The sequence below is a fragment of the Nocardia seriolae NBRC 15557 genome (assembly GCF_007990715.1).
Taxonomy (GTDB): Bacteria; Actinomycetota; Actinomycetes; order Mycobacteriales; family Mycobacteriaceae; genus Nocardia; species Nocardia seriolae.
The window spans coordinates 25,872-47,000 of the sequence record NZ_BJWY01000029.1 but is presented as its reverse complement, the minus strand read 5'-3'; the positions used below and the strand labels follow the sequence as shown (position 1 = coordinate 47,000).

Genomic DNA, 21,129 nt, shown 5'->3' with positions numbered 1-21,129 from the left:
CTACCAGCGGGTGCGGACGTGCCCGGCGTGCGGGGGTGGTCCTCGACCGCGATCTCAACGCGTCACGCAACATCCTCGCCGCCGGACGGGCGGAGAGGCTGAACGCCTGCGGAGGGGCGGTAAGTTCTGCCGCCCAGGCGGCAGACACGTCCCAGCGAAACAGGAACCCGCCCAGAGCGCCCGCCAGGCGCTGGCAGGAATCCCCACCCTTCAAGGTAGGGAGGACGCCAAAGTGCAGCCTCTCCGAGGCGGCGGAATGGGGTCGATAGAGTCGGTGCTCGTGCGCGCAGACTCCCGAGCGTTCCACCGCATCCGCCTCGTCGCCCTGGTGTCCGGGTTACTCGGATTCCTGCTGGCGGTGATCACGCCGATCCTGCCGGTCCACCAGGACCGGCCGACACTGCATTGGCCGCAAGGGGATACGGCGAATGTCGATGCCCCGCTGGTGTCGTATGTGCCTTTGAACCTGGATGTGAGCCTGCCGTGCCAGGTGCTGCGGGACCTGCCGACCGGCACGCTGTTCTCGACCGTGCCCGCGGCATCGGGGCAGGCCGAGTCGAAGGGCCTGGTCGTCAAGGTCACCGACGAGCCGGAGAAGGGGCGCACGCTCTCGGTGCTGGTGCGGCTGATTCCGCTGCTGTCCGCGCCGGTCTCGGAGATCGGGGACTGCACCTCGATCACCGTGCATTCCGATGCCACCGAGACGCGGGTGGAGTTCGCCGGTGTCAACCGCGAGGACGGGACGCCGTTCGTCGGCAAGGTCTCCGGGGATACCCGCCCGCAGGTGGTGGGCCTGTTCACCGATCTGAATCGGGATCAGCTCGGAAACGCCTCCGCCACCGTGAACATCGACGCGCGATTCACTTCCAGCCCGAACTGGACCAAGCGGGCGGCGACCATCGGCGCGGTGGTGTTCACCCTCATCGCACTGTTCGCGCTGCACCTGCTCGACACCTCCGACGGGCGCAAGCCGCGCCGGTTCGTGCCGGCGCACTGGTGGCGCGTCCGGCTCGCCGATGTGGCGGTGATCGGCACGCTGCTGGTGTGGCACGTCATCGGCGCGAACACCTCCGATGACGGCTACATCCTGAATATGGCTCGGGCCTCCAAGGATTCGGGCTACATGGCCAACTACTACCGCTGGTTCGGGGTCGCGGAGGCCCCGTTCGGGTGGCCGCACGAGGTGCTGGCCTGGATGACCCGGATCAGCGACTCCAGCCCGTGGATGCGGCTGCCCGCGCTGCTGGCGGGCATCACCTGCTGGCTGGTCATCAGCCGGGAAGTGCTGCCGCGCTTGGGTTCGCGGGTGCGACGCGACAATATCGCCATCTGGACCGCCGGACTGGTGTTCCTGGCCGCCTGGATGCCCTACGACAACGGTCTGCGGCCCGAACCGCTCATCGCGGCGGGCGCGCTGCTGACCTGGTGCTCCATCGAAAGGTCCATTGCCACCGGGCGTCTGCTGCCCGCCGCCGTGGGCGTGCTGATCGCGGCCTTCTCGCTGGCGGCCGGGCCGACCGGTCTGATCTGCATCGCGGCGCTCATCGCGGGCGCGCGGCCGGTGCTGATGGTCATCATCAAGCGCGCCGAGGGCCCCGGCTCCTGGCTGCTGCGCTACGGCGCGCTGCTCGCGCCCGGCGTGGCGGCCGGAACCCTGGTGCTGGTGGTGGTTTTCGCCGATCAGACCCTGGCCTCGGTCATGGAGGCGACCCGGGTGCGCACCCTCATCGGGCCCAATGTGGCCTGGTTCGACGAGCGCACCCGCTGGGATTCGCTGCTCACGCTCTCCCCCGACGGCTCGCTGGCCCGCCGCTTCGGGATTCTGGCCATGCTGCTGTGCCTGGGCGTGTGCGTGATGGTGATGCTGCGCAAGAACGGCCGCATTCCGGGCACCTCGCGCGGGCCGTCGGCGCGCATCCTGGGCATCATCTTCATGTCGCTGTTCCTCATGATGTTCACGCCCACCAAGTGGACCCACCACTTCGGCGTGTACGCGGGACTGGCCGGGTCGGTGGCGGCGCTGACCGCGGTGGCGGTGGGCGTCAACGGGATTCGCTCGCCGCGCAATCGGACGCTGTTCACCGCCGCGGTGTTCTTCCTACTGGCCATCACCTTCACCGGACCCAATGGCTGGTGGTACGTGTCCAGCTACGGCGTGCCGTGGTTCGACAAGGCCCCGCTCATCGCGGGCAAGGGCTTCTCCACGCTGTTCCTGGGCCTGGCGGTGCTGTGCCTGCTGGTCGCGGCCTACCAGCACTTCCGGGAGCCGTACGCGCCGCCGAAGCCGGTGCGCGGGTTCGACAAGTTCGCCAGCATGCCGCTGACGGTGGCCGCGGCCGCGCTGGTGCTGTTCGAGGTGCTGTCGCTGGCCAAGGCGGCCGTCGGCCAGTACCCGGCCTACTCCATCGCGGAGTCGAATCTGCGGGCGCTGAAGGGCGATTCGTGTGCGCTCGCCAATGAGGTGCTGGTCGAGACCGACACCGCCGACTCGCTGCTGCACCCGTGGACCGGCTCGGACGCGGACGGATTGGCCGCGGAGAACACCGGATTCACCCCCAATGGCGTCGCCTCCGACCTCACCGCCGACGCGGAGGAGACCGTCACCGGCGGGGCCAACTCGGTGAACGACAGCAAGTCCGGCAACAAGACCTCCAAGACCACCGGCGCGGGCACCGGCGGCGGCAAGAGCGAGGAGGTCGGCATCAATGGCAGCTCGGTGGCCCTGCCCTTCGGGCTGGACCCGGCCAAGACGCCGGTCATGGGCAGCTACACCGATGGCGAGCAGCAGGTTTCGAAGCTCACCACGCAGTGGTACAACGCCGAGAAGCTGAACAGCGTGCGCAATGATCCCGCCTACAAGGTGCTGATCGTGACGGCGGCCGGACGCATCAAGTCCATCGACAAGGACGGCGTGGAGACCTACGGACAGGACCTGTTCGTGGAGTACGGCACCCGCGACGCCCAGGGCAATGTCACGAATACCGGGAAGATCCGCCCGATCGACATCGGCCCCAGCCCGTCCTGGCGCAATCTGCGCGTCCCGCTGGATCAGATTCCGGCCGGGGCCAATGCCATTCGCCTGGTGCTCAATGACGCCGACATCACCCCGCGCCAGTGGCTGGCCGTCACCCCGCCGCGCCTGCCCAAGCTCGAGACCCTGAATTCCCTTGTCGGCGACCGGGCTCCGGTGCTCGAGGACTGGCACGTCGGCCTGGCCTTCCCCTGCCAGCGGCCCTTCGACCACCACGACGGCGTGGCCGAGGTGCCCGAATGGCGAATCCTGCCCGACCGCGTCGGGCAGGACGCCTCCAATGCCTGGCAGGACGATATCGGCGGCGGTCCACTGGGCTGGACGGGCTTGCTGCTCGAGGCCGAGACCCGGCCGAGCTACCTGAACCACGACTGGCGGCGGGACTGGGGCGCTTTGGAGCAGTTCACCCCATATGTCCCGAATGCGAATACCAAGCCGACCCTGGACGTGACCGTCCAAACCCGGTCGGGTCTGTCCAAGGATGCCCCGATCAAGGTCAAATGAAAGGTGACAACTGATTTCGTGAGGCGAGGGTAACTCGTCGGGTACGTCCGAAATCGGGTTGCTCCCCGACCGTCGGCACGCGCGCGAAACTTGCGACGGCTCCCAAGCCGTGCGCCAAGTCTCGGGGAGGCGGGGGAGCTACGATCAGCAACCGTGCCCGACGCCTCCGCTGTTCTCACCAAGCCGAATCCCCCGGCGACCGCCCCGGTGGATCCACGCGATTTCAAGATCGCGAAGCTGATCGCCATCGTCGCGGGCGTGCTCGGCGCGCTGTTCGCGCTGGCGACGCCGTTCCTGCCGGTGCAGCAGACGCAGGCGGAGGTGAGCTGGCCGCAGGGCGGTTCGCTCGATCCGGTGCAGGCGGCGCTGGTGTCGCAGGTGCCGATCGACGTGAACGTCAGCATTCCGTGTTCCGCGGTCGGGCAATTGGATCCGCGCGGGGGCATCCTGCTGGCAACCGCGCCGCCGCAGGGCAAGGGCGCGGACCTGGAGGCCATGTTCGTTCGCGTGTCCGGCGAGAGCGTGGACGTGCTGGACCGGAATGCCGTGGTGGCCACCGCGACCCGGGCCGAGATGAACGAGTGCTCCAAGATCGTCATCAGCTCCGATGACAACCAGACCACCGCGGTCTTCGAGGGCGTCACCCGCAGCGTCGAGAAGCCGACCGCCGACGGCGGCCGCGAACTGGTCACCGTCCCGGTCGAGGGCAAGCTGCTGGGCGACCTGCGGCCCCAGGTGGTGGGCGTCTTCACCGATATGAAAGGCGTGGTCCCCGACGGCCTTTCGTTCCACATGACGGTGGACTCGCGGTTCTCCTCCTCGCCGACCGTGCTCAAGCTGGTGGCCATCATCGCCGCCGTGCTGCTCACCCTGCTGGCAATGGGCGCGCTCGCGGTGCTGGACACCAGCGACGGCCGCGGGCACCGGCGCATCCTGCCCGCGCACTGGCTGAAGCCGACCTGGGCGGACGGCGGCATTATCGGCACCCTGCTGCTGTGGCACTTCGTGGGCGCCAACACCTCCGACGACGGCTACATCCTGACCATGGTCCGGGCCGCCCCGCACGCGGGCTACCTGGCCAACTACTTCCGCTGGTTCGGCGTGCCGGAGGCTCCGTTCGGCTGGTACTACTACGTCATCCAGGCGTTCGCCGAAATCTCCACCGCCAGCCCGTGGGTGCGAATTCCCGCGCTGCTCTGCGGAATCCTGTGCTGGCTGGTGATCAGCCGCGAGGTGGTGCCCCGGCTGGGCAATGCCGTGGCGCGCTCCAAGGTGGCGCTGTGGACCGGCGGACTGGTCTTCCTGGCCTTCTGGCTGCCCTACGACAACGGCCTGCGGTCGGAGCCCATCGTGGCCCTGGGCGCGTTGCTGACCTGGGTCTCCATCGAACGGGCCATCGCCACTTCGCGTTTGCTGCCCGCCGCGGTGGCGGTGCTGGTGGCGGCGTTCACGCTGGCGGCGGCACCGACCGGGCTGATGTGTGTGGCGGCGCTGCTCGCGGGCATCCGCCCGCTGGTCCGCATCGTGGTGCGGCGGCGCAAGCAGTTCGGCGACCTGGCCCTGCTGGCCCCCATCATGGCGGCCGGATTCCTGGTCCTGGTAGTGGTTTTCGCCGACCAGACCTTCGCCGGAATCATGGAGGCCAACCGGGTCCGCCAGGCGACCGGGCCGAATCTGGCCTGGTACGAGGACTATCTGCGCTACTACTACCTGTTCGTCGAGACCGTGGACGGCTCGCTGGCGCGGCGCTTCGCCTTCCTGCTCATGATCCTGTGCCTGATCACCACCATGCTGGTGCTGCTGCGCCGGCGGCAGGTGCCGGGCATCGCGAGCGCGCCGACCTGGCGGCTCATGGGCGTGGTCTTCGGAACCATCTTCTTCATGATGTTCAACCCGACCAAGTGGACCCACCACTTCGGTTCGTACGCGGGCATCGCGGGCTCACTGGCGGCGGTGACCGCGGTCGCGGTGTCCGCCACCGCGCTGCGCTCCCGCAAGAACCGCTCGGTCTTCCTGGCCGGGCTGCTGTTCACCCTGGCCGTCGCCTTCTCCGGCATCAACGGCTACTGGTACGTCTCCAGCTACGGCGTGCCCTGGTACGACAAGCGGGTCTCGCTGCACGGCTTCCAGTCCAACACCTTCATGCTCATGCTCTTCGGGCTGGCACTGGCCGTGGTGGCGTGGCAGTCGCTGCGCGAGGGCTACGCCAAGCCCGAGGCGAACGGGGAGACCAAGCGCGGCAGGCGGGTCCGGCGTTTCGCCGCCATCCCGCTCACCGTGGTGGCCGCGCTCATGGTGGCGTTCGAGGTGCTGTCACTGGTCAAGGGCGCGGCCCAGCAGTACCCGGCGTACTCGCTGGCCCGCTCCAACTTCGACGCGCTGGCGGGCAAGTCCTGCGGCCTCGCCAATGACGTGCTGGTGGAACAGAACACCAATGGCGGCAACCTGACGCCGATCATCGATCCCGCGCATCCCCCGGCCGAGGGCGACCCGCTGGCCGGGGAGAACCCGAAGGGCTTCTCCCCCAATGGCGTCGCCGACAAGCTGGACGCCGACAGCGTCGAGGTGAAGCCGGGCACCGGCAATACCTCCACCCAGACCGTCGGCCCGGCCTTCGAGAAGGGCCAGAACGCGGGCACCGGCGGCGGCAAGGGCGCCCAGGGCGTCAACGGCTCGAACGTGGCCCTGCCCTTCGGCCTGGACCCGGCCACCACCCCGGTGATGGGCAGCTACCAGGACGGCGTGCAGCAGCCCGCCGAGCTCACCTCCAGTTGGTATGCGCTGCCGCCGCGTTCGGACGACACCCCGCTGGTCGTGATCTCGGCCGCCGGTCGCGTCATGTCCTTCGACGACACCGGGAACATGACCTACGGCCAGGACATCTTCCTGAAGTACGGCCACCACAATCCGGACGGCAGCGTCACCGAGCTGGGTCAGTACCGCCCGCTCGACATCGGCCCGGCCCCGTCCTGGCGCAACCTGCGCATCCCGCGCTCGGCGCTGCCCGACGACGCCGACGCGGTCCGCATCTACGCCCGCGACCCGATCCTGATCGGCGACCAGTGGCTGGCCTTCACCCCGCCGCGGGTGCCGAAGCTGGTGTCGCTCAACAGCTATCTGGGATCCACCCAGCCGATCCTGCTGGACTGGGCGGTGGGCCTGCAGTTCCCGTGCCAGCACCCGTTCGATCACCGCAACGGCGTGGTGGATTCGGCCCCGAAGTTCCGTATCCTGCCCGACCGGCCACTGGCCACCAGCTCCACGAACACCTGGCAGGCCGAGGAATTCGGCGGTCCGCTGGGCTGGGCGGAAATGCTGTCGTCCTCCAAGACGGTCCCGACCTATCTGAAAGACAACTACGACCGCGACTGGGGTTCGCTCGAGCAGTACAACCCCTACTACTCGAACCCGTCCGACCCGGGCACGTTCCCCAAGCCCGCCCAGCTCGACACCCACGTGGTGAACCGCTCCGGGTTCTGGTCGCCGGGGAAGATGCGAGTCTTCTAGCCCGCCTCCCCGAGGCTTCAGCGGGCGGCCGAGAGCCGTCGACCGCCCGCACCCGTGCCTGCGTTGGGAGCCAACCCGATTTTGGTCGTACCCGACGAGTTACCCGGAACCTTATGAAATCAGTTGTCGCGTTCTATTTTTTGGCCTCGATATGCGCCACCCATTCGTAGACCGGCAGGCTCCCCTCCGGGGTGTCCTGCCAGCGTGGCGTCACTTTGAATCGTTCGTACCCTCCCCCGAACGCCACCCGCAGCTCGATGCCCGGTGGGGTGATCGGAACAATCCGCTGTTCGAGGCCATCCGGCCCGCCTTCGAGTAGCGCCATCGGTGAGGTACTCATAGCTGAAGGCTCTCACATCTGCGCGGGCCACCCGATAGATTCAGCGCAATCGGCGAGCCGCCTGAACAAAGGCGACCGGCCCGGATCAGGCCAGGCCGACGAGCCCGAGCAAACTGCTCAGCAGGCCGCCGATGATCGGAATCTTCGCCGCGCTGCCCGTGCCGAGGCTGCCCGCCGGGACCGCGGTGAACGGCACGCTGGTGACCGCGGCATTGCCGCTGGTGCTGCTCCCGTCGTCGCTGGCTACGATCTTGGCGGTGCCGGAGCCGACCGCCGTGGGGTCCACGAGATGGTCGCCAGGCCCGAGTTCACCGGCGCGGTGCCGAGCAGGGTGAGGCTGCCGCCGGCGGCGTCGCCGACCCAGAAGGTCACCACGGTGCCCGCGCTCGCGCCGAAGTCGGTGGCGGTCAGCGTGTAGGTCGAATTGACATGCGCCAGGCCGGTACCGGGCGTGATGCCGGTGACCACCGCGGACGCGGAGGGCGCGGCGGCCGTGACCGCCAGGGCGGCCGCGGCGGCCGCCACGCCGCCGAGGATGGATCGCCGGATTCGAAGGGTAGCCATGGTCGTATCGCGCTCCCGAGTTCGCACTTCAAAATGAAATGCGATATTTTCACAGCTACAGCGGGAGCAGGTGATGTTTGCGCGGATTGCGTGGGATTGTCTTGTCCCGCAGCAGGTGCAGGGCCCGGCGGATCTCCAGGCGGGTGTGCGCGGGCTCGATGACCGCGTCGATATAGCCGCGCTCGGCCGCCACCCACGGCGTGGCCATGGTGGCGTTGTAGAAGTCGATCATCTGCTTGCGCATGGCCGCCCGCTGGTCCTCGGGCGCGGCCTCCAGGGTCTTGGCCCCGATCAGCGAGACCGCGCTCTCCGCGCCCATGACCGCGATGCGGGCGGTCGGCCAGGCCAGATTCACGTCCGCGCCCAGCTGTTTGGAGCCCATGACCGCGTAGCCGCCGCCGTAGGACTTGCGGATCACCACGGTCACCTTCGGGACCGTCGCCTCCACGAAGGAGAAGATGAACCGGCCGCCGCGCTTGATGACGCCGATCTTCTCCTGTTCCACTCCGGGTAGGAAGCCCGGCGTGTCCACCACGAAGACCAGCGGAATCTCGAAAGCGTCGCAGAGCCGGACGAAATGGGCCGCCTTGTCCGAGGCGCGCGCGTCCAGCGCCCCCGCGTAGACCATGGGCTGATTGGCCACCACGCCGACCGTGCGCCCGTCCACCCGGGCGAAACCGCAGATCACGTTCTTGCCCGCGGATTCACCGAATTCGTGGAACGCGCCGTCGTCGAAGATCCGGATCAGGATCTCGTGCATGTCGTAACCGGCATTGTCGGCGTCGGGCATGAGGGTGTTGAGCTCCAGATCCGATTCCGTGATTTCCGGTTCCAGACCGGGATTCACGATCGGCGGCAGCTCCTGGCAGCTGGACGGCAGATAGCTCAGGTAGTCGCGCACCCACTCGAACGCGGCCGCCTCGGTCTTGGCCACGTGGTGGATATTGCCGTACTGCGCTTGGGAATTCGCGCCGCCCAGCTCCTCGAGACTGACGTCCTCGCCGGTGACCTCGCGAATCACCTTGGGGCCGGTGACGAACATGTAGGCCGCCTCGGTGGCCACCACCACGTCGGTATTGATGGGCGCGTACACCGCGCCGCCCGCGCAGCTGCCCAGGATCATGGAGATCTGCGGCACCAAGCCGGACAACGGTTCCTGGCGGCGGCCCAGCTCGGCGTACCAGGCCAGCGAGGTCACCGCCTCCTGCACCCGCGCGCCGCCGGAGTCGTTGATGCCGACCACCGGGCAGCCCACCTTGGCCGCGAATTCCATGATGTAGGCGACCTTGCGGCCGAACATCTCGCCGACCGAACCGCCGTAAACGGTCTGGTCGTGCGAGAAGACGGCCACCGGGCGGCCCTCCACCAGGCCGTGGCCGGTGACCACGCCGTCGCCGTAGAGGGCGTTCCGGTCACCCGGATTGCGCACCAGCGCACCGATTTCCACGAAGGTACCGGGGTCCAGCAGCATAGTGATGCGGTCGCGGGCCGAGGGAATCTCTTTCCTGGCCCGCTTGGCGATGCCCGCATCCCCCGCCGGCTCCCTCGCGATGTCGAGCTTGTGTCGAAGGTCGGCGAGCTTCTCGGCGGTGGTGCTCACTGGTCTCCTTTCGGCAAAAACCTACTTTCGCAGAACCCGTGACGCGGTGGCGCTATTTCATGCGGTGGTGTCGATCTCCGTCAGCTTCTTGGTGAGATCGGCGCCGATGGTCGCGATCCGGGGCTCGTCGATGATCTGGATGTGGTCGCCCGGAATGCGGATGACCTCGATATTCGGAATGTGCTCGGACCAGCCACCGTTCGGCCGCCGGTCGGCGAAACGCGGTTCCAGCTCGATCATTCCGTCGTGGTAGCGATCGGCCAGGTACAGGGTGACCGCGCCGTCGTACTTGGTCGGCTCGATCTTCTCCAGTTCCTTGCCGTCGATCCACGAGGTGCGCTGGTGTTCGATCACGCCACCCGGAATGTCCACCCCGGCGAATTTCAGCAGCTCCATGATGATCTCGATCTGCTCCGAGTCGGAGGCCGCGGCCAGCTCCTCGAGCTGCTCGTCGTCGAGTTCGCCATTGAAGCCGTAGGTCTTCTGCGCGAAGGCCTGGTAGCGGCGGATCCGCTCCACCCGCTCCTCGGGGGAATCATTGAACGGCTCGACCGGCAGCGCCAGGTCGATCAGGCCGACCTGCCGCACGTCCGCGCCCTCGGCCCGCATGATCTCGGCGACCTTGAGCGCGAACACCGCACCCAGCGACCAGCCGTAGAAGATGTACGGGCCCTCCGGCTGCCGCTTGCGGATCTCCGGAATGTACTGGCGCGCACGCTCTTCGATGGTTCCCTCGACCCGCTCGAAGCCGTACATCGGCGTGCCCGCCGGGAGCCGGTTCAGCAGCGGTTCGTAGACCAGCGTGTTTCCGCCCGAGGCGTGGAACACGAAGACCGGCACCGCGTCCGAGCCCGTCTCTTTGGCACGCAGGGTGCGCACGAAGCCCTCGAGGTCTGAGCTCTTGCCCTGGTAGCGGACCACGACCTCGGACAGCTGCTCGATGGTCTTGCAGGCCCGCACCTCGGCCGGATCGACCTCGGCCTTGACCCGCTCGGACAGGCGGGCCGCCAGCTTGGCCAGGGTGGCGTCGTCGACCTCGGGCAGCTGGTTGAAGATGCCGCCCGCGGTCTTGCCGGTCACCAGCGCCCAGGTGGCGAAGGCGAGGCGCTCCTCGCCATTGCGCGGGGGCACATTGTCGGCGTCGGTCTCGGCGATCGGCGCGGCCGACTCGTGCTCGGCCGCACCGGCTTCGGCCTCGGCCACGATCTGCTCGGCCTCGTCCACCGGGGAGGTGGTCTCGACCTTGGGCAGCAGCGCGGCCGGGTCCTTGCCCTCGGCCATGGCGGTGCGGGCGGCGGAGATGAAGTCGGCGTCGACCGAGATGTCCTCACCGGCGGCCTGACGCGCGGCGATGTCGTCGAGCTGATCGCGGTGCTCGACCGCGTAGCGCAGCACCTTGCCGACCTCCAGGAGGCTGGCGTCGCGCACGGCCTGGATCTGGAGCTGCGGGATGTCGAATTCGTATTCGACGCGGTTCTTGATGCGCATGGCCATCAGGGAGTCGAGACCCAGCTCCATGAGCGGGATCTCCATGGGCAGGTCTTCGACCGCGTAGCCCATGGACTCGGCCACGATGACGGCCAGGCGGGCCTCGATGGTCTGGGTGCCGTTGGGATCCCAGCGCTCACCGGGGGCGGCCTCGACGACCGCGACGACCGGGGCCGCCTCGACGACCGCGACGGGCTGCGCCACAACCGATTCCGGCAGCGGAGCACCGGAGCTCACGACCGCGTCGAAGAGCGGGCGGAAGGCATTGCCCTCCTTGGCGTGCACGGAGACCGACGCGCCGCCCGGGTGCGGGGTGAGCGTGGTGGTCAGGGTGCCTGCGGCGGGGAGCTGGCCGTGCGCGACCGAAGCGCCGACGGTGACATCCGAGAGCACCTGCGCGGCAGCGGCATTCACCAGCGCGGCCAGGTCGGCGACGGCGGACGCCTGGACCTCCCACACGTGGCGGCCGTCCGGCAGCGCCACGTGCGCGCCGGGGAAGCGGGCATTGCCCGAGCCGCCGCCGAAGCCGCCGGAAACCTTGGGCCAGTGCTGCTTACGCAGGAACGCGGTGCGCGGCGCGTCGCCGTACTCACCGGCGGGCAGCAGCGAGGGCAGGTCCACCTTGTGGCCGTGCACGTAGAGCTGCGCCAGCGCGGAGATGACGCCCGCGGCCTCGTCCTCCTTGCGCTTGAGGGTCGGGATGAGGGCGGCATTGTGCACGCCCGCCGCGAAGGTGGTGCCCAGCACCTGCATGAGCGCAACGGAATTCGGCGCCAGCTCCAGGTAGGTGGTGATGCCGGTGTCGACCGCCTGGCGGATGGCATTGGTGAAGTACACCGAGCCGCGCATGTTCATGACCCAGTAGTCCACGTCGTGCACCGGCGGGTTGCCCGCGCGGTAGTGGGCGTTCGCGTGGACGGTGGAGTACAGGTCGCGCTTGAGGCGGGTGGGCTCGATGCCCGCCAGCTCGGCGGCGAGTTCGCCCAGCAGCATGTCCATCTGGGAGGTGTGGCCCGCGCCGCGGGTCTGGAGCACGCGCGCGAACTTGCCCTCGGACTCGGCGCGCGCCACGATCGCGTGCACCTGGTCCGGCATGCCGCCGATGACCGTGTTGTTGGGCGCGGCGTAGACCGCGCCCTCGATATCGGGGAACTCGGTCTCGATGAGCTTGGCGATGTCCTCGGCCGAGTACTCCAGCAGCGCCATATTGCGCACCTGGTCGTCGGTCAGCATGGCCTCGCCCTCGGCCATCAGCCGCGAGCGCGCGCAGATCACGCGAACCGCGTCCTCGAGCGGCAGGCCGCCCGAAATGTAGGCTCCCGCAACCTCACCCTGGGAGTGGCCGACCACGCCCTCCGGCTCCGCGCCGTGCGCGCGCAGGATGGAGGCCAGACCCACTTGGATGGTGAAGGTGCCGACCTGGCCGGTGCCGATGTCCCAATCCATGGAGTCGTCGAGGATCATCTCCTTGACCGAGTACCCGGCCTCGTCCATGACCAGCTCGTCGACCTGGTCGACGGCCTTACGGAAGATCGAGTTCTCGGTGTAGAGCTGCTTGCCCATCTTCCGGTGCTGCGCACCGAAACCGGCCATCACCCACAGCGCGCCCCGGGCGGCCGGGGAATCCGCGGTCCAGACACCGGTGCCGGGCTTGCCCTCGGCAATGGCACGCAGGCCCGCGATGGCTTCCTCGTGGGTCTTGGCGACCACCACGCCGCGCGAGCGGCCGTGATTGCGCTTGGCCAGCGTGCGGGCCACGTCCACCAGCGGAGTCGCCTGTCCGACTTCGGATTCCAGCCAGTCGGCCAGATCCTTGGCGGCGCGCTTGCGGCGCGAGGGCAGGTAGCCCGAGACCGGGATGATCAGCGGCATCGGCTCTTCGCGATTGCCCCACTCCGGCTCCGGCGCGGCGGCTTCGGTGATGGCCTCGGCCTCGGCGATCACGTCGGTGGTCTCGTCGTCGAGATCGGTGACCTCGGGCAACTCCAGCGCGGCGGGCTCGGGCACGTACTCCTGGATGACCACGTGGGCGTTGGTGCCACCGAAACCGAAGCCGGAGACGCCGATGACGGCCTTGCCGCTGTAGCGCGGGAACTCGGTCGGCTGGTCGGTGACCTTCAGGTGCGCCTGGTCGAACGGGATGAACGGGCTCGGCCCCGCGTAGTTCAGGTGCGGCGGAATGACGTTGTGCTGCAACGACAGGACGACCTTGGCCAGCGCGGCGGCACCGGCGGCGGCCTCCAGGTGGCCGAAGTTGGTCTTGGCCGAACCCAGCAGCGCGGGCTTGTCGGCCTCGCGGCCACGGCCGATGACCCGGTCCAGCGCGTCCGCCTCGATCGGGTCGCCGATGGGGGTGCCGGTGCCGTGCGCCTCGATGTAATCGACGTGGGACGGCGGGATTCCGGCATCGCGGTAGGCGGCGCGCAGCACGTCGGCCTGGGCGTCCGGGTTCGGGGCCAGCAGGCCGTTGGAGCGGCCGTCGCTGTTGACCGCAGTGCCCTTGACCACCGCGTAGATGGTGTCGCCGTCGCGTTCGGCGTCGGCCAGGCGCTTGAGCACCACCAGACCGCCGCCCTCGGAGCGCACCATGCCGTCGGCATCCGAGGAGAACGCCTTGATGTGACCGTCTTTCGACACACCGCCATTGGCGTCGAAGGCCAGCGTCGCGGCAGGCGACAGCAGCACATTGGTGCCACCGGCCAAGGCCAGATCGGCCTCGCCGTTGCGCAGCGCCCGCACCGCCTGGTGCACCGCCACCAGCGAGGACGAGCACGCGGTGTCGACGGCCACCGACGGGCCGCGGAAGTCGTAGAAGTACGAGACCCGGTTGGGGATGATGGCCGAGACGCTGCCCATGATGCTGTAGCCCTCGGCCGAGAGCGGCGTGCCCGGATCGGTGTTCCCGGCCGCCATGCCCGCGATCATCATGAACTCGGTGCTGGTGGAACCGATGAAGACGCCGACCTGCTGACCCTTGAGGGTGTTGGCGGGAATCCTGGCGTGCTCCAAGGCTTCCCAGGTCAGCTCCAGCGCCCAGCGCTGCTGCGGATCCATGCGCTCCACCTCGACCGGCGAGGTGGCGAAGAACTCGGCGTCGAAGCTCTTGAGAACGTCCTGGTCGAGGTAGCCGCCCTTGACGTTGGACTTAGCGATCTGCTCTACCAGGCGCGGGTCGTCGAGGAACTCCGCCCAGCGGCCCTCGGGTAGATCGCGGATGGCGTCACCGCGGTTGATCAGGAATTCCCAGGTGGATTCGGGCGTATCGCCCGCGCCCGGAAGCCGGGTGGACAGACCCACGATCGCGATATCGTGCGCGTCGCCCGGCTGGAAACCCTGCGTGTAGAACGAATCGTCGGCCACGTCGGACGGAAGATCGGGCTCCCCGTTGATGATTCGTTCCGCCAGCGAACCGATGGTGGGGTGCTGGTAAACGATGGTCGCGTTCAGCACGACCCCGGTCAGCTCCTCGATATCGCCGCCGAGGGCGAGCGCATCGCGGGACGCCAGACCGAATTCCTCCATCGGCCGGTCCACGGTGATGTTCTCGAGCGGCTGCCCGGTCGCGTCGGAGACCCAGCGCCGCAGCCACTCCCGCAGATCCGCCACCGACATGTCGGAGACGGGAGGTTTCGGCTTCTCGCCGTCAACTGCCGGAGCGTTATCGGTCGTCTGGGTCGGGTCGATGCCCTCGTTCTCAGCCATCAGTTCCTCAAGCTACCTGTCTGCGTACGGTGCGCGGCGTGAATCCGGGTTGGTGATCCATGCATGAATGGCGCGAGCCGAACCGGCTCGCGCCATTCATCTGTGAGACGGTCGTCTCACTCCTCGTCTGGTGCATCGGGGAAAGCCTGCTGCGTGTAACCACCACGCAGTGTGCCCTCCAGATAAGCAGCCTTGCAGGCACGACGCGCGATCTTGCCGCTGGACGTGCGCGGGATCGACCCGGCGGGGACAAGCAGGATGTCACGCGCGGTGACACCGTGCCGGGAGGAGATGGCCGCGCGCACCGCGTCCGCGATGGGCAGCGGATCGGCCTTACCGGCACCGGGACCGCGCTCGGCCACGATTACCAACTGTTCGCTGGCATCGTCGGCGTCGTACTTCAGACCCGAATGGCTGTCCTGCGCAAATACTTCGGCGGGCAGCTGATTGGCGGGCACCGCGAAGGCGGCGAGGAACCCGTCGCGCACCATGGTGGAGGCCTCCTGCGCGGAGTACTCCAGATCCTGCGGGTAGTGGTTGCGGCCGTCCACGATCACCAGGTCCTTGACGCGGCCGGTGATATAGAGCTCGCCGTCGACGTAGACGCCGTAGTCGCCGGTGCGCAGCCAGATGCCGTCGGCCGGAACGCCATCGGCGTGGCTGCCCTCGGCCTGGCGGTGCGCCAGCTGGTTCCGGAAGGTGTTCTGGGTCTCCTCGGCGCGACCCCAGTAGCCGATGCCGATGTTGTTGCCGTGCAACCAGATCTCGCCGACCTGGCCGTCGGCCACCTCGCGCGCGCCCTCGGGGGAATCGATGGACTCGCCGTCCACGATGGCCGCCCACTGCGACAGCGCCACGTAACCGCAGGACACCTGCGCGATGGCGTTCTCGGTGCCCTGCTCGACCTTCACCACGCGACCGGCATTGAGCTCCACGCGATCCACGTAGATGACCTTGGCCTCGTCCTCGTGCCGGGTGGCCGACACGAACAGGGTGGCCTCGGCCATGCCGTAGCAGGGCTTGATGGCGGTCTTGGGCAGGCCGTAGGGCGCGAACGCCTCGTTGAACTTCTTCATCGACGTGGTGGTCACCGGCTCGGAGCCGTTGATCAGGCCGATCACGTTCGACAGGTCCAGCGACTCGCCCGGCTTGGGCAGGCCGCGCACGGCGGCGTGCTCGAAGGCGAAGTTCGGTGCGGCGGCGAAGGTTCCGGCGCCGTCGGAGACCGCGGCCAGCTCGTTGATCCAGCGCGCGGGGCGGCGTACGAACGAGGCCGGGGACATGATGGTGATGTACTTGCCGCCCACGGCGGGCAGGATCACCGTCAACAGACCCATGTCGTGGTAGAGCGGCAGCCAGGTGACACCGCGCGAGTTCTCGTTCAGGTCAAGCGCGTTCACCATCTGCAGCACATTGGTGCCGACACCGCGGTGGGTGATCTCGACACCGGCGGGCACGCGGGTGGAGCCGGAGGTGTACTGCAGGTAGGCGATGTCGTCGACCCGGATGTCCGGGCGCACCCAGGATTCGCCGACGCTGTCGGGAATCGCGTCCACCGCGATGATGCGCGGGCGCTGGGCCGCGGGCAGCGACCGGAAGAACTGGCGGACACCGGCGGCGGAGGAGCTCGCCGTCAGGATCGCGGCGGGCGTGCAGTCGCCGAGCACGGCGTGCAGGCGATCGGTGTGGCCCGGCTCGTCCGGATCGAACAGCGGCACGGAGATGGTGCCCGCGTAGATGGCGGCGAAGAAGGAGATGACGTAGTCCAGGCCCTGCGGAGCCAGGATCGCGACGCGATCGCCCCGCTTGGTCACCTGCTGCAGTCGGGCGGCCACCGCGCGCAGCCGCGTGCCGAACTGACTCCAAGTGAGGTCCTGGTACTCACCGTCGCGCTCGCGTGAGTAATCGATATAGCGGTAGGCCAAGTCGTTGGCGTCATTACCGTGGGTGTGCTTCTCGACGTAGTCGACGAGGGTGCGTCCCTCGGGAATCGTGATGTTCCCCGTTTCGTCGAGGTAATCGTCGAAAGTCTCGTCCATTCCTTCTTCTCCTCCGAGGCACACGCGGCATGAGACGGCATGCATTGCCGCTGTTACCTGTGAGGCCCCGACTCTCTTCGCCCGCGGGAGCTCCATGGGAGAGCCAACCTGCAGAATTGTGTTGCGGTCTGCGCGGTGACCGTCTATTGGCTAGATGTTCTCAAACCAGGGACATGTTACAGAGGGCCTGCCCGGCCATGCTCTGGAGCGGCCGAACATCTCCCAGCTCACACCTCTGGACTACGGATTCACCGGCGCGAATGCCTCCAAATGGGTGGGCAGCGCCCCACATGGGACACAACCAGGACATGGATGTGAGTTGCCGCACTCACCGGGTCTCGGCTGTGTCGCAACCCGGAGCACTTTACCGGGTGACCCTGAAACTGGGGGGTCGGTCGGGTGGGGTCACATACCGGGACGGGTACTGATCACCCATGGTGCGCCCCAACGCGTAAGAAGCTCTGAGCGATCGCTTACGAATGTGCCGGGTGCGGAGCGTTTTCGACGAGGCCCGACGCCCAGTTCACGGTCCACTCGGTGGCGGTGGTGTTGTCGTCGACCCGGTAACCGTTGTAGAGGCTGTGGACCGGGTTGCCCACGGCACGGACGAGAACATTGAGACTGCCGAGAACATTGCCCGGGCTCAGCGCCTGGCGCGGGGCGTCGCAGATCAGATCGCCTGCGGCGCAGATGGTGAAGGTACGGCCGGTGAGCTTGCCGAAGCCGCCGCGCGGGCCGGTCATGGTGATGCCGGGGACGTTGAGGCCGCGCAGCGCGACCTCCGCGCCGACTCCGGGTGGGGTGGGGCCGATTTCGGTGGCCTCGCCCGGATCGCCGATATCGCGGCGGCCGTCGGCGATGGTGGTCACGCCCAGCACCAGGTCCTCGGGGACCGGGCCCTTGCCCGCGCCGATCTGGGCGGCGAGATCGCCGACGATCACCGCGCCCTGCGAGAAGCCCGCCAATACATATGTGGTGAGCGGACATTGGGCGTAGGTCTGGGTCAGCTTGTCGGCGGCGCGCTTGGCGCCCTCGGAACGGCTGTTGTTGTAGGAGGATTGGCCGTCCGGCGGAATGGCGATCGGGTTGGAGAACTGCGCCACGTACGGGACGGTGTAGACCTCGACCCGCTCGTTGGGGAACTTCTCCCGAATCGGGTTGGAGATGTTCAGCATCAGCGACGCCGGGTTCGCGGTCGGGTTGTAGGGGTCGTCATTGCTGTTCGACTCCCAGGTGCCCGGCACGGACAGCATGAGCACGTCCGGGCAGGTGGCCGGCTGCGAGGTCGGACGCTGCGGGCCCGGCGGCTTGGGGCCGGGCAGCCGCAGCCGGCCCGCCAGCAGGTACCACAGCAGCAGCGCCACCACGACCACGATCACGATCGCGGCGATGACGAGCAGCAGGCAACCTGCCGGGCGCGGCCGGCGTCGTCCGATTCGGCGTCGTGTCGTCACTTGTTGCAGTAGCTCTTCGAGGCGACGTCGTAGTAGATCTTGCCCGCCTGCTCGACCGACATCTTGGACGGATCGAAGGAGGGATCGGAGCCGGCGATGGCGGTCACGTAGGTGACGATCTGGTCCTGCGGGGCGTTCTCGGCCTTGCCCTGGCAGACCAGATTGGCCGCGGTGATGGCGATATCGGAGGAGCCCGGGGTGATACCGGCCTTCTTCAGCTCGTCGAGGAAGCCCTTCTCCTTGTCCGACAGCGCCGGGGAGCCGCTCGGGGTGGTGAGGAACTGGCTCGGCACCGGCTGCGGACGCTCGGGCGAGGAGGTCGCGGTCGCGGAATCCGGTGCGGCCTGCGGGGGCTGCTGCTCCGTGGCGGAAGGGGCACCGGCAGCCGGAGTGGTCGGCGCGGTCGCGGCCTTCGTGGTGGTCAGCGTGGGCGTGCTCTTGGCGGTCGAGTCATTGCTACCGCAGGCGGCGAGCAGTCCGGCGGCAGCGACGGCGGCTACCACGCCGAATACCTTTCCACGGGTCCCGTGCATCTATTCGCTTCCTAGTTCTGTCCAAGGGCAAAAGGTCGCCCCCAGGCTAGCCGCAACCCGGTGTCCAGTCGCGGGTCGCAACGGAACCTCATCTACTTCTTAGGGCCGGTTAGGGCCTATTGGTCCGGAAAGTCTCAGTTGGGGCGAACCTCCGGGCCCAGCGCCGGGATCGGGGCGGGCTGCGGGGGTTCGGCGGGCGCGGGTTCGGGGGCCGGAGCCGCGGCGGGCTGCGGTGCCGGGCTCGCGGGCGCGGGCTGCGGCGCCGGGGACGCGGGCTGCGTGGCCGGGGCCGCCGGGGCGGCGGGTGCTGGTGTCTGCCCCGCCGGGAGCGGTACCGCGGGCAGACCCGGCAGCTGAATCGCGGGCTGCGGTTGGGCGGCGGGCTGGGCCGGATCGGGCTTGGGTTGCTCGCTGCCCGGAATGGTGATCGGGCGGCCGTCGAGGGTGGCCGCGGTGACCCGGCCGTCGCGGACGGTGATGGTGCCGCCCTGGAAGGTCTGCTGCGAACCGCCCGGCGTCTGGCCCTCATCGGAGATCGGGAAGCCGAGCGGGCCGTTCTCGAATCCGGTTGCGCCCCAGGCGTCCATGATCGGACCGCTGTGCACGCCCCAGGCGCCCGAGAGCGGGCTCCAGTAGATATTGCCGCCCTCGAACGCGGAGTAGCGGCCGAAGTCGCGCAGGCCCCGTTCCTCCGTGGTCGGGAAACCGTAAGGGCTGTTCTCGAAGCCGAGCTGGGCGTACTTGCCCAGGATCAGCCCCTGCACCAGGTGCGCGCCGGTCTTGGCGCTGAAGTACATGGGCCCGTTCTCGAAACCCTGCACCACGCCGTCCCTTTGCGGCGTGCGGGTCTCCTGGCCGTTGGGGTAACCGGCCGGGCCGCGCTCGTAGCCGGCCTTGGACCAGGTGTCGAAGATGGCGCCGCGCACCGCCTGCGCGCCGGTCTGCGGGGTCCAGTAGATGGAGCCGTGCTGGAAGGGCTGCAACCGGCCGCGGCCGTCGGGCAGTCCGCCCTCGACGGCGGTCGGGAAGCCCAAACCGCTTGCCGCGCCGCTGAGTCCGGCATAGCTGCCGCCGATCGCGCCCGCGACCGGCTGCGCGCCGGTGGGCTGCGAGTAGAAGACCTTGCCGCCGCGGAAGTCCTGGGCCACGCCGCCGGGCACCTGGTACTCACCGGAGAGGCAGTCGCCCAGCCAGTTGTTGCCCTGCACCACGGGCGCGATGGCCCCGGCGATCTTGCAGTCCAGCGCGGTGGCGTCCACGCCGATGGCCGCGGCGGTCTGCGGCCACGCCTGGCGCATCTCGAAGTCCCAGTACGGCCAGGTATGGGTGCCCGAGGCGCGATAGTTCACCGAGACCGGGATATTCAGCTTGTTGAGCTTGGCCACGAAGTTCTGGGTGCTCAGCCGCGACAGCACCTCGAGGCCCAGGCCCGCGTAATTGGTGGTGATGCCCGGAATGTCGGAGAGCGGGTCGGTGGTGCCCGCCACGCCGTTGCCGCTGGACACGTACAGCGCCGTGCCCTTGAGCTTGTCGGCCAGCTCGTACGGGTCGTGTTCCTTCCAGGCCGGGCTCGACGGCGGGCCGAACATCTTGCTGGAGTCGTAGCCGCCCGCGTCGTGCATGGCGAAATTGACGGCCTGCGGCATGCCCAGCGCGGTCAGGGTGAGGAAGCCGGAGTAGGAGGCGGCCGAGCGCACCCAGCCGGGATTGCGGGCGGCCAGCATCATGGCCGCGGTGCCGCCCATCGAAAGGCCCTCCACCGCACGCACATCGGTGGCCCGGAACTGGCTCTCCAGCAGTGGCGGGAGCTCCCTCACCAGGAAGGTCTCCCACTGGTAGTTGCGGCCGTTGTCGGGCGCGAGCCAGTCGGCGTAGAAGCTGGACTGGCCGCCGACCGGCAGCACCACCAGCGCGTTCTTGTCGGCGAAGAAGCCGACCGCGCCCGCGTCCTTGGTCCAGCCGTTCTCGTCGTCGGTGGCGCGCAGGCCGTCGAGCATGTAGACGACCGGGAACTTCGCGTCCGGCTTGGCATTCCAGTCGCGGGGCAGCAGCAACTGGATTTCCACCGGTGCGCCCGAGGCGGGCGAGTTCACCCAGACGGTCACGCGCCGGTCGTTGAGCCACGTCATCTTCTGGATGCTCGCGGCCGGGACGGGTGCCTCCGGGGCGGCCGATGCCGGGCCGCTCCCCACGAAAGTGCCCGCGGCCAGCGGGAATACCGCAGCCACGGCGCATGCCAGCAAACGCATACGCCCTCGTTCGATCACACGGACAACTCCAGCCACACAAGTGTTGTACCTCCGGAAGCACGTGACTCCCGGTAGGACACACGGAAACCGGCCGTTCTACAGCAAACGACCAGTTTCT

At 68.4% G+C, this 21,129-nt stretch carries 11 protein-coding genes; 2 read left to right on the top strand and 9 right to left on the bottom strand.

The window, feature by feature from the left end:
- Positions 1-280 precede the first annotated feature (280 nt).
- Together NS2_RS12005 and NS2_RS12000 are read left to right on the top strand one after the other, a co-directional pair.
- A complete protein-coding gene (locus tag NS2_RS12005; RefSeq protein ID WP_033087625.1) occupies positions 281-3,535 on the top strand; it encodes an arabinosyltransferase domain-containing protein in 3,255 nt (1,084 codons plus the stop codon).
- Between the two features lie 153 nt (positions 3,536-3,688).
- Positions 3,689-7,042 carry an arabinosyltransferase domain-containing protein gene (locus tag NS2_RS12000; RefSeq protein WP_033087609.1) on the top strand — a complete coding sequence of 1,118 codons (3,354 nt, stop codon included), beginning with the start codon at positions 3,689-3,691 and terminating at the stop codon, positions 7,040-7,042.
- Between the two features lie 133 nt (positions 7,043-7,175).
- Here the strand turns inward: NS2_RS12000 and NS2_RS11995 are convergent, their stop codons facing one another.
- From NS2_RS11995 to NS2_RS11955, 9 genes are all read right to left on the bottom strand, one after another.
- On the bottom strand, positions 7,176-7,382 hold the full coding sequence (locus NS2_RS11995) for a DUF5988 family protein (RefSeq protein ID WP_045437349.1): 207 nt from the start codon (positions 7,380-7,382) through the stop codon (positions 7,176-7,178).
- Positions 7,383-7,467: 85 nt separating this feature from the next.
- Positions 7,468-7,668 (bottom strand): hypothetical protein, encoded by a 201-nt coding sequence (locus NS2_RS11990; protein WP_033087608.1) that lies wholly within the window; start codon positions 7,666-7,668, stop codon positions 7,468-7,470.
- On the bottom strand, positions 7,626-7,946 hold the full coding sequence (locus tag NS2_RS11985) for a hypothetical protein (protein WP_143161503.1): 321 nt from the start codon (positions 7,944-7,946) through the stop codon (positions 7,626-7,628). The genes NS2_RS11990 and NS2_RS11985 overlap by 43 nt, the downstream gene beginning before the upstream one ends.
- 55 nt (positions 7,947-8,001) lie before the next feature.
- On the bottom strand, positions 8,002-9,546 hold the full coding sequence (locus NS2_RS11980; protein ID WP_033087606.1) for an acyl-CoA carboxylase subunit beta: 1,545 nt from the start codon (positions 9,544-9,546) through the stop codon (positions 8,002-8,004).
- 57 nt (positions 9,547-9,603) lie between these two features.
- The gene (gene pks13, locus NS2_RS11975; RefSeq protein WP_186817592.1) at positions 9,604-14,736 is read right to left on the bottom strand and encodes a polyketide synthase Pks13; all 5,133 of its coding nucleotides are present in this window, start codon (positions 14,734-14,736) and stop codon (positions 9,604-9,606) included.
- Between the two features lie 116 nt (positions 14,737-14,852).
- The gene (fadD32, locus tag NS2_RS11970; RefSeq protein ID WP_033087604.1) at positions 14,853-16,775 is read right to left on the bottom strand and encodes a long-chain-fatty-acid--AMP ligase FadD32; all 1,923 of its coding nucleotides are present in this window, start codon (positions 16,773-16,775) and stop codon (positions 14,853-14,855) included.
- Between the two features lie 473 nt (positions 16,776-17,248).
- Positions 17,249-18,229: a cutinase family protein gene (locus tag NS2_RS11965; RefSeq protein ID WP_052086322.1), complete on the bottom strand. Its 981-nt coding sequence runs from the start codon at positions 18,227-18,229 to the stop codon at positions 17,249-17,251.
- A complete protein-coding gene (locus NS2_RS11960) occupies positions 18,226-18,732 on the bottom strand; it encodes a DUF732 domain-containing protein (protein WP_237088105.1) in 507 nt (168 codons plus the stop codon). The genes NS2_RS11965 and NS2_RS11960 overlap by 4 nt, the downstream gene beginning before the upstream one ends.
- A gap of 164 nt (positions 18,733-18,896) precedes the next feature.
- Positions 18,897-21,011 (bottom strand): alpha/beta hydrolase-fold protein, encoded by a 2,115-nt coding sequence (locus NS2_RS11955; protein ID WP_081985868.1) that lies wholly within the window; start codon positions 21,009-21,011, stop codon positions 18,897-18,899.
- Positions 21,012-21,129 lie beyond the last annotated feature (118 nt).

Excerpts from the sequence above, each read along its gene's own strand:
- NS2_RS11955 (WP_081985868.1), bottom strand. The coding sequence starts at position 21,011 with ATGCGTTTGCTGGCATGCGCCGTGGCTGCGGTATTCCCGCTGGCCGCG.
- fadD32 (WP_033087604.1), bottom strand. The coding sequence starts at position 16,775 with ATGGACGAGACTTTCGACGATTACCTCGACGAAACGGGGAACATCACG.
- NS2_RS11985 (WP_143161503.1), bottom strand. The coding sequence starts at position 7,946 with ATGGCTACCCTTCGAATCCGGCGATCCATCCTCGGCGGCGTGGCGGCC.
- pks13 (WP_186817592.1), bottom strand. The coding sequence starts at position 14,736 with ATGGCTGAGAACGAGGGCATCGACCCGACCCAGACGACCGATAACGCT.
- NS2_RS11995 (WP_045437349.1), bottom strand. The coding sequence starts at position 7,382 with ATGAGTACCTCACCGATGGCGCTACTCGAAGGCGGGCCGGATGGCCTC.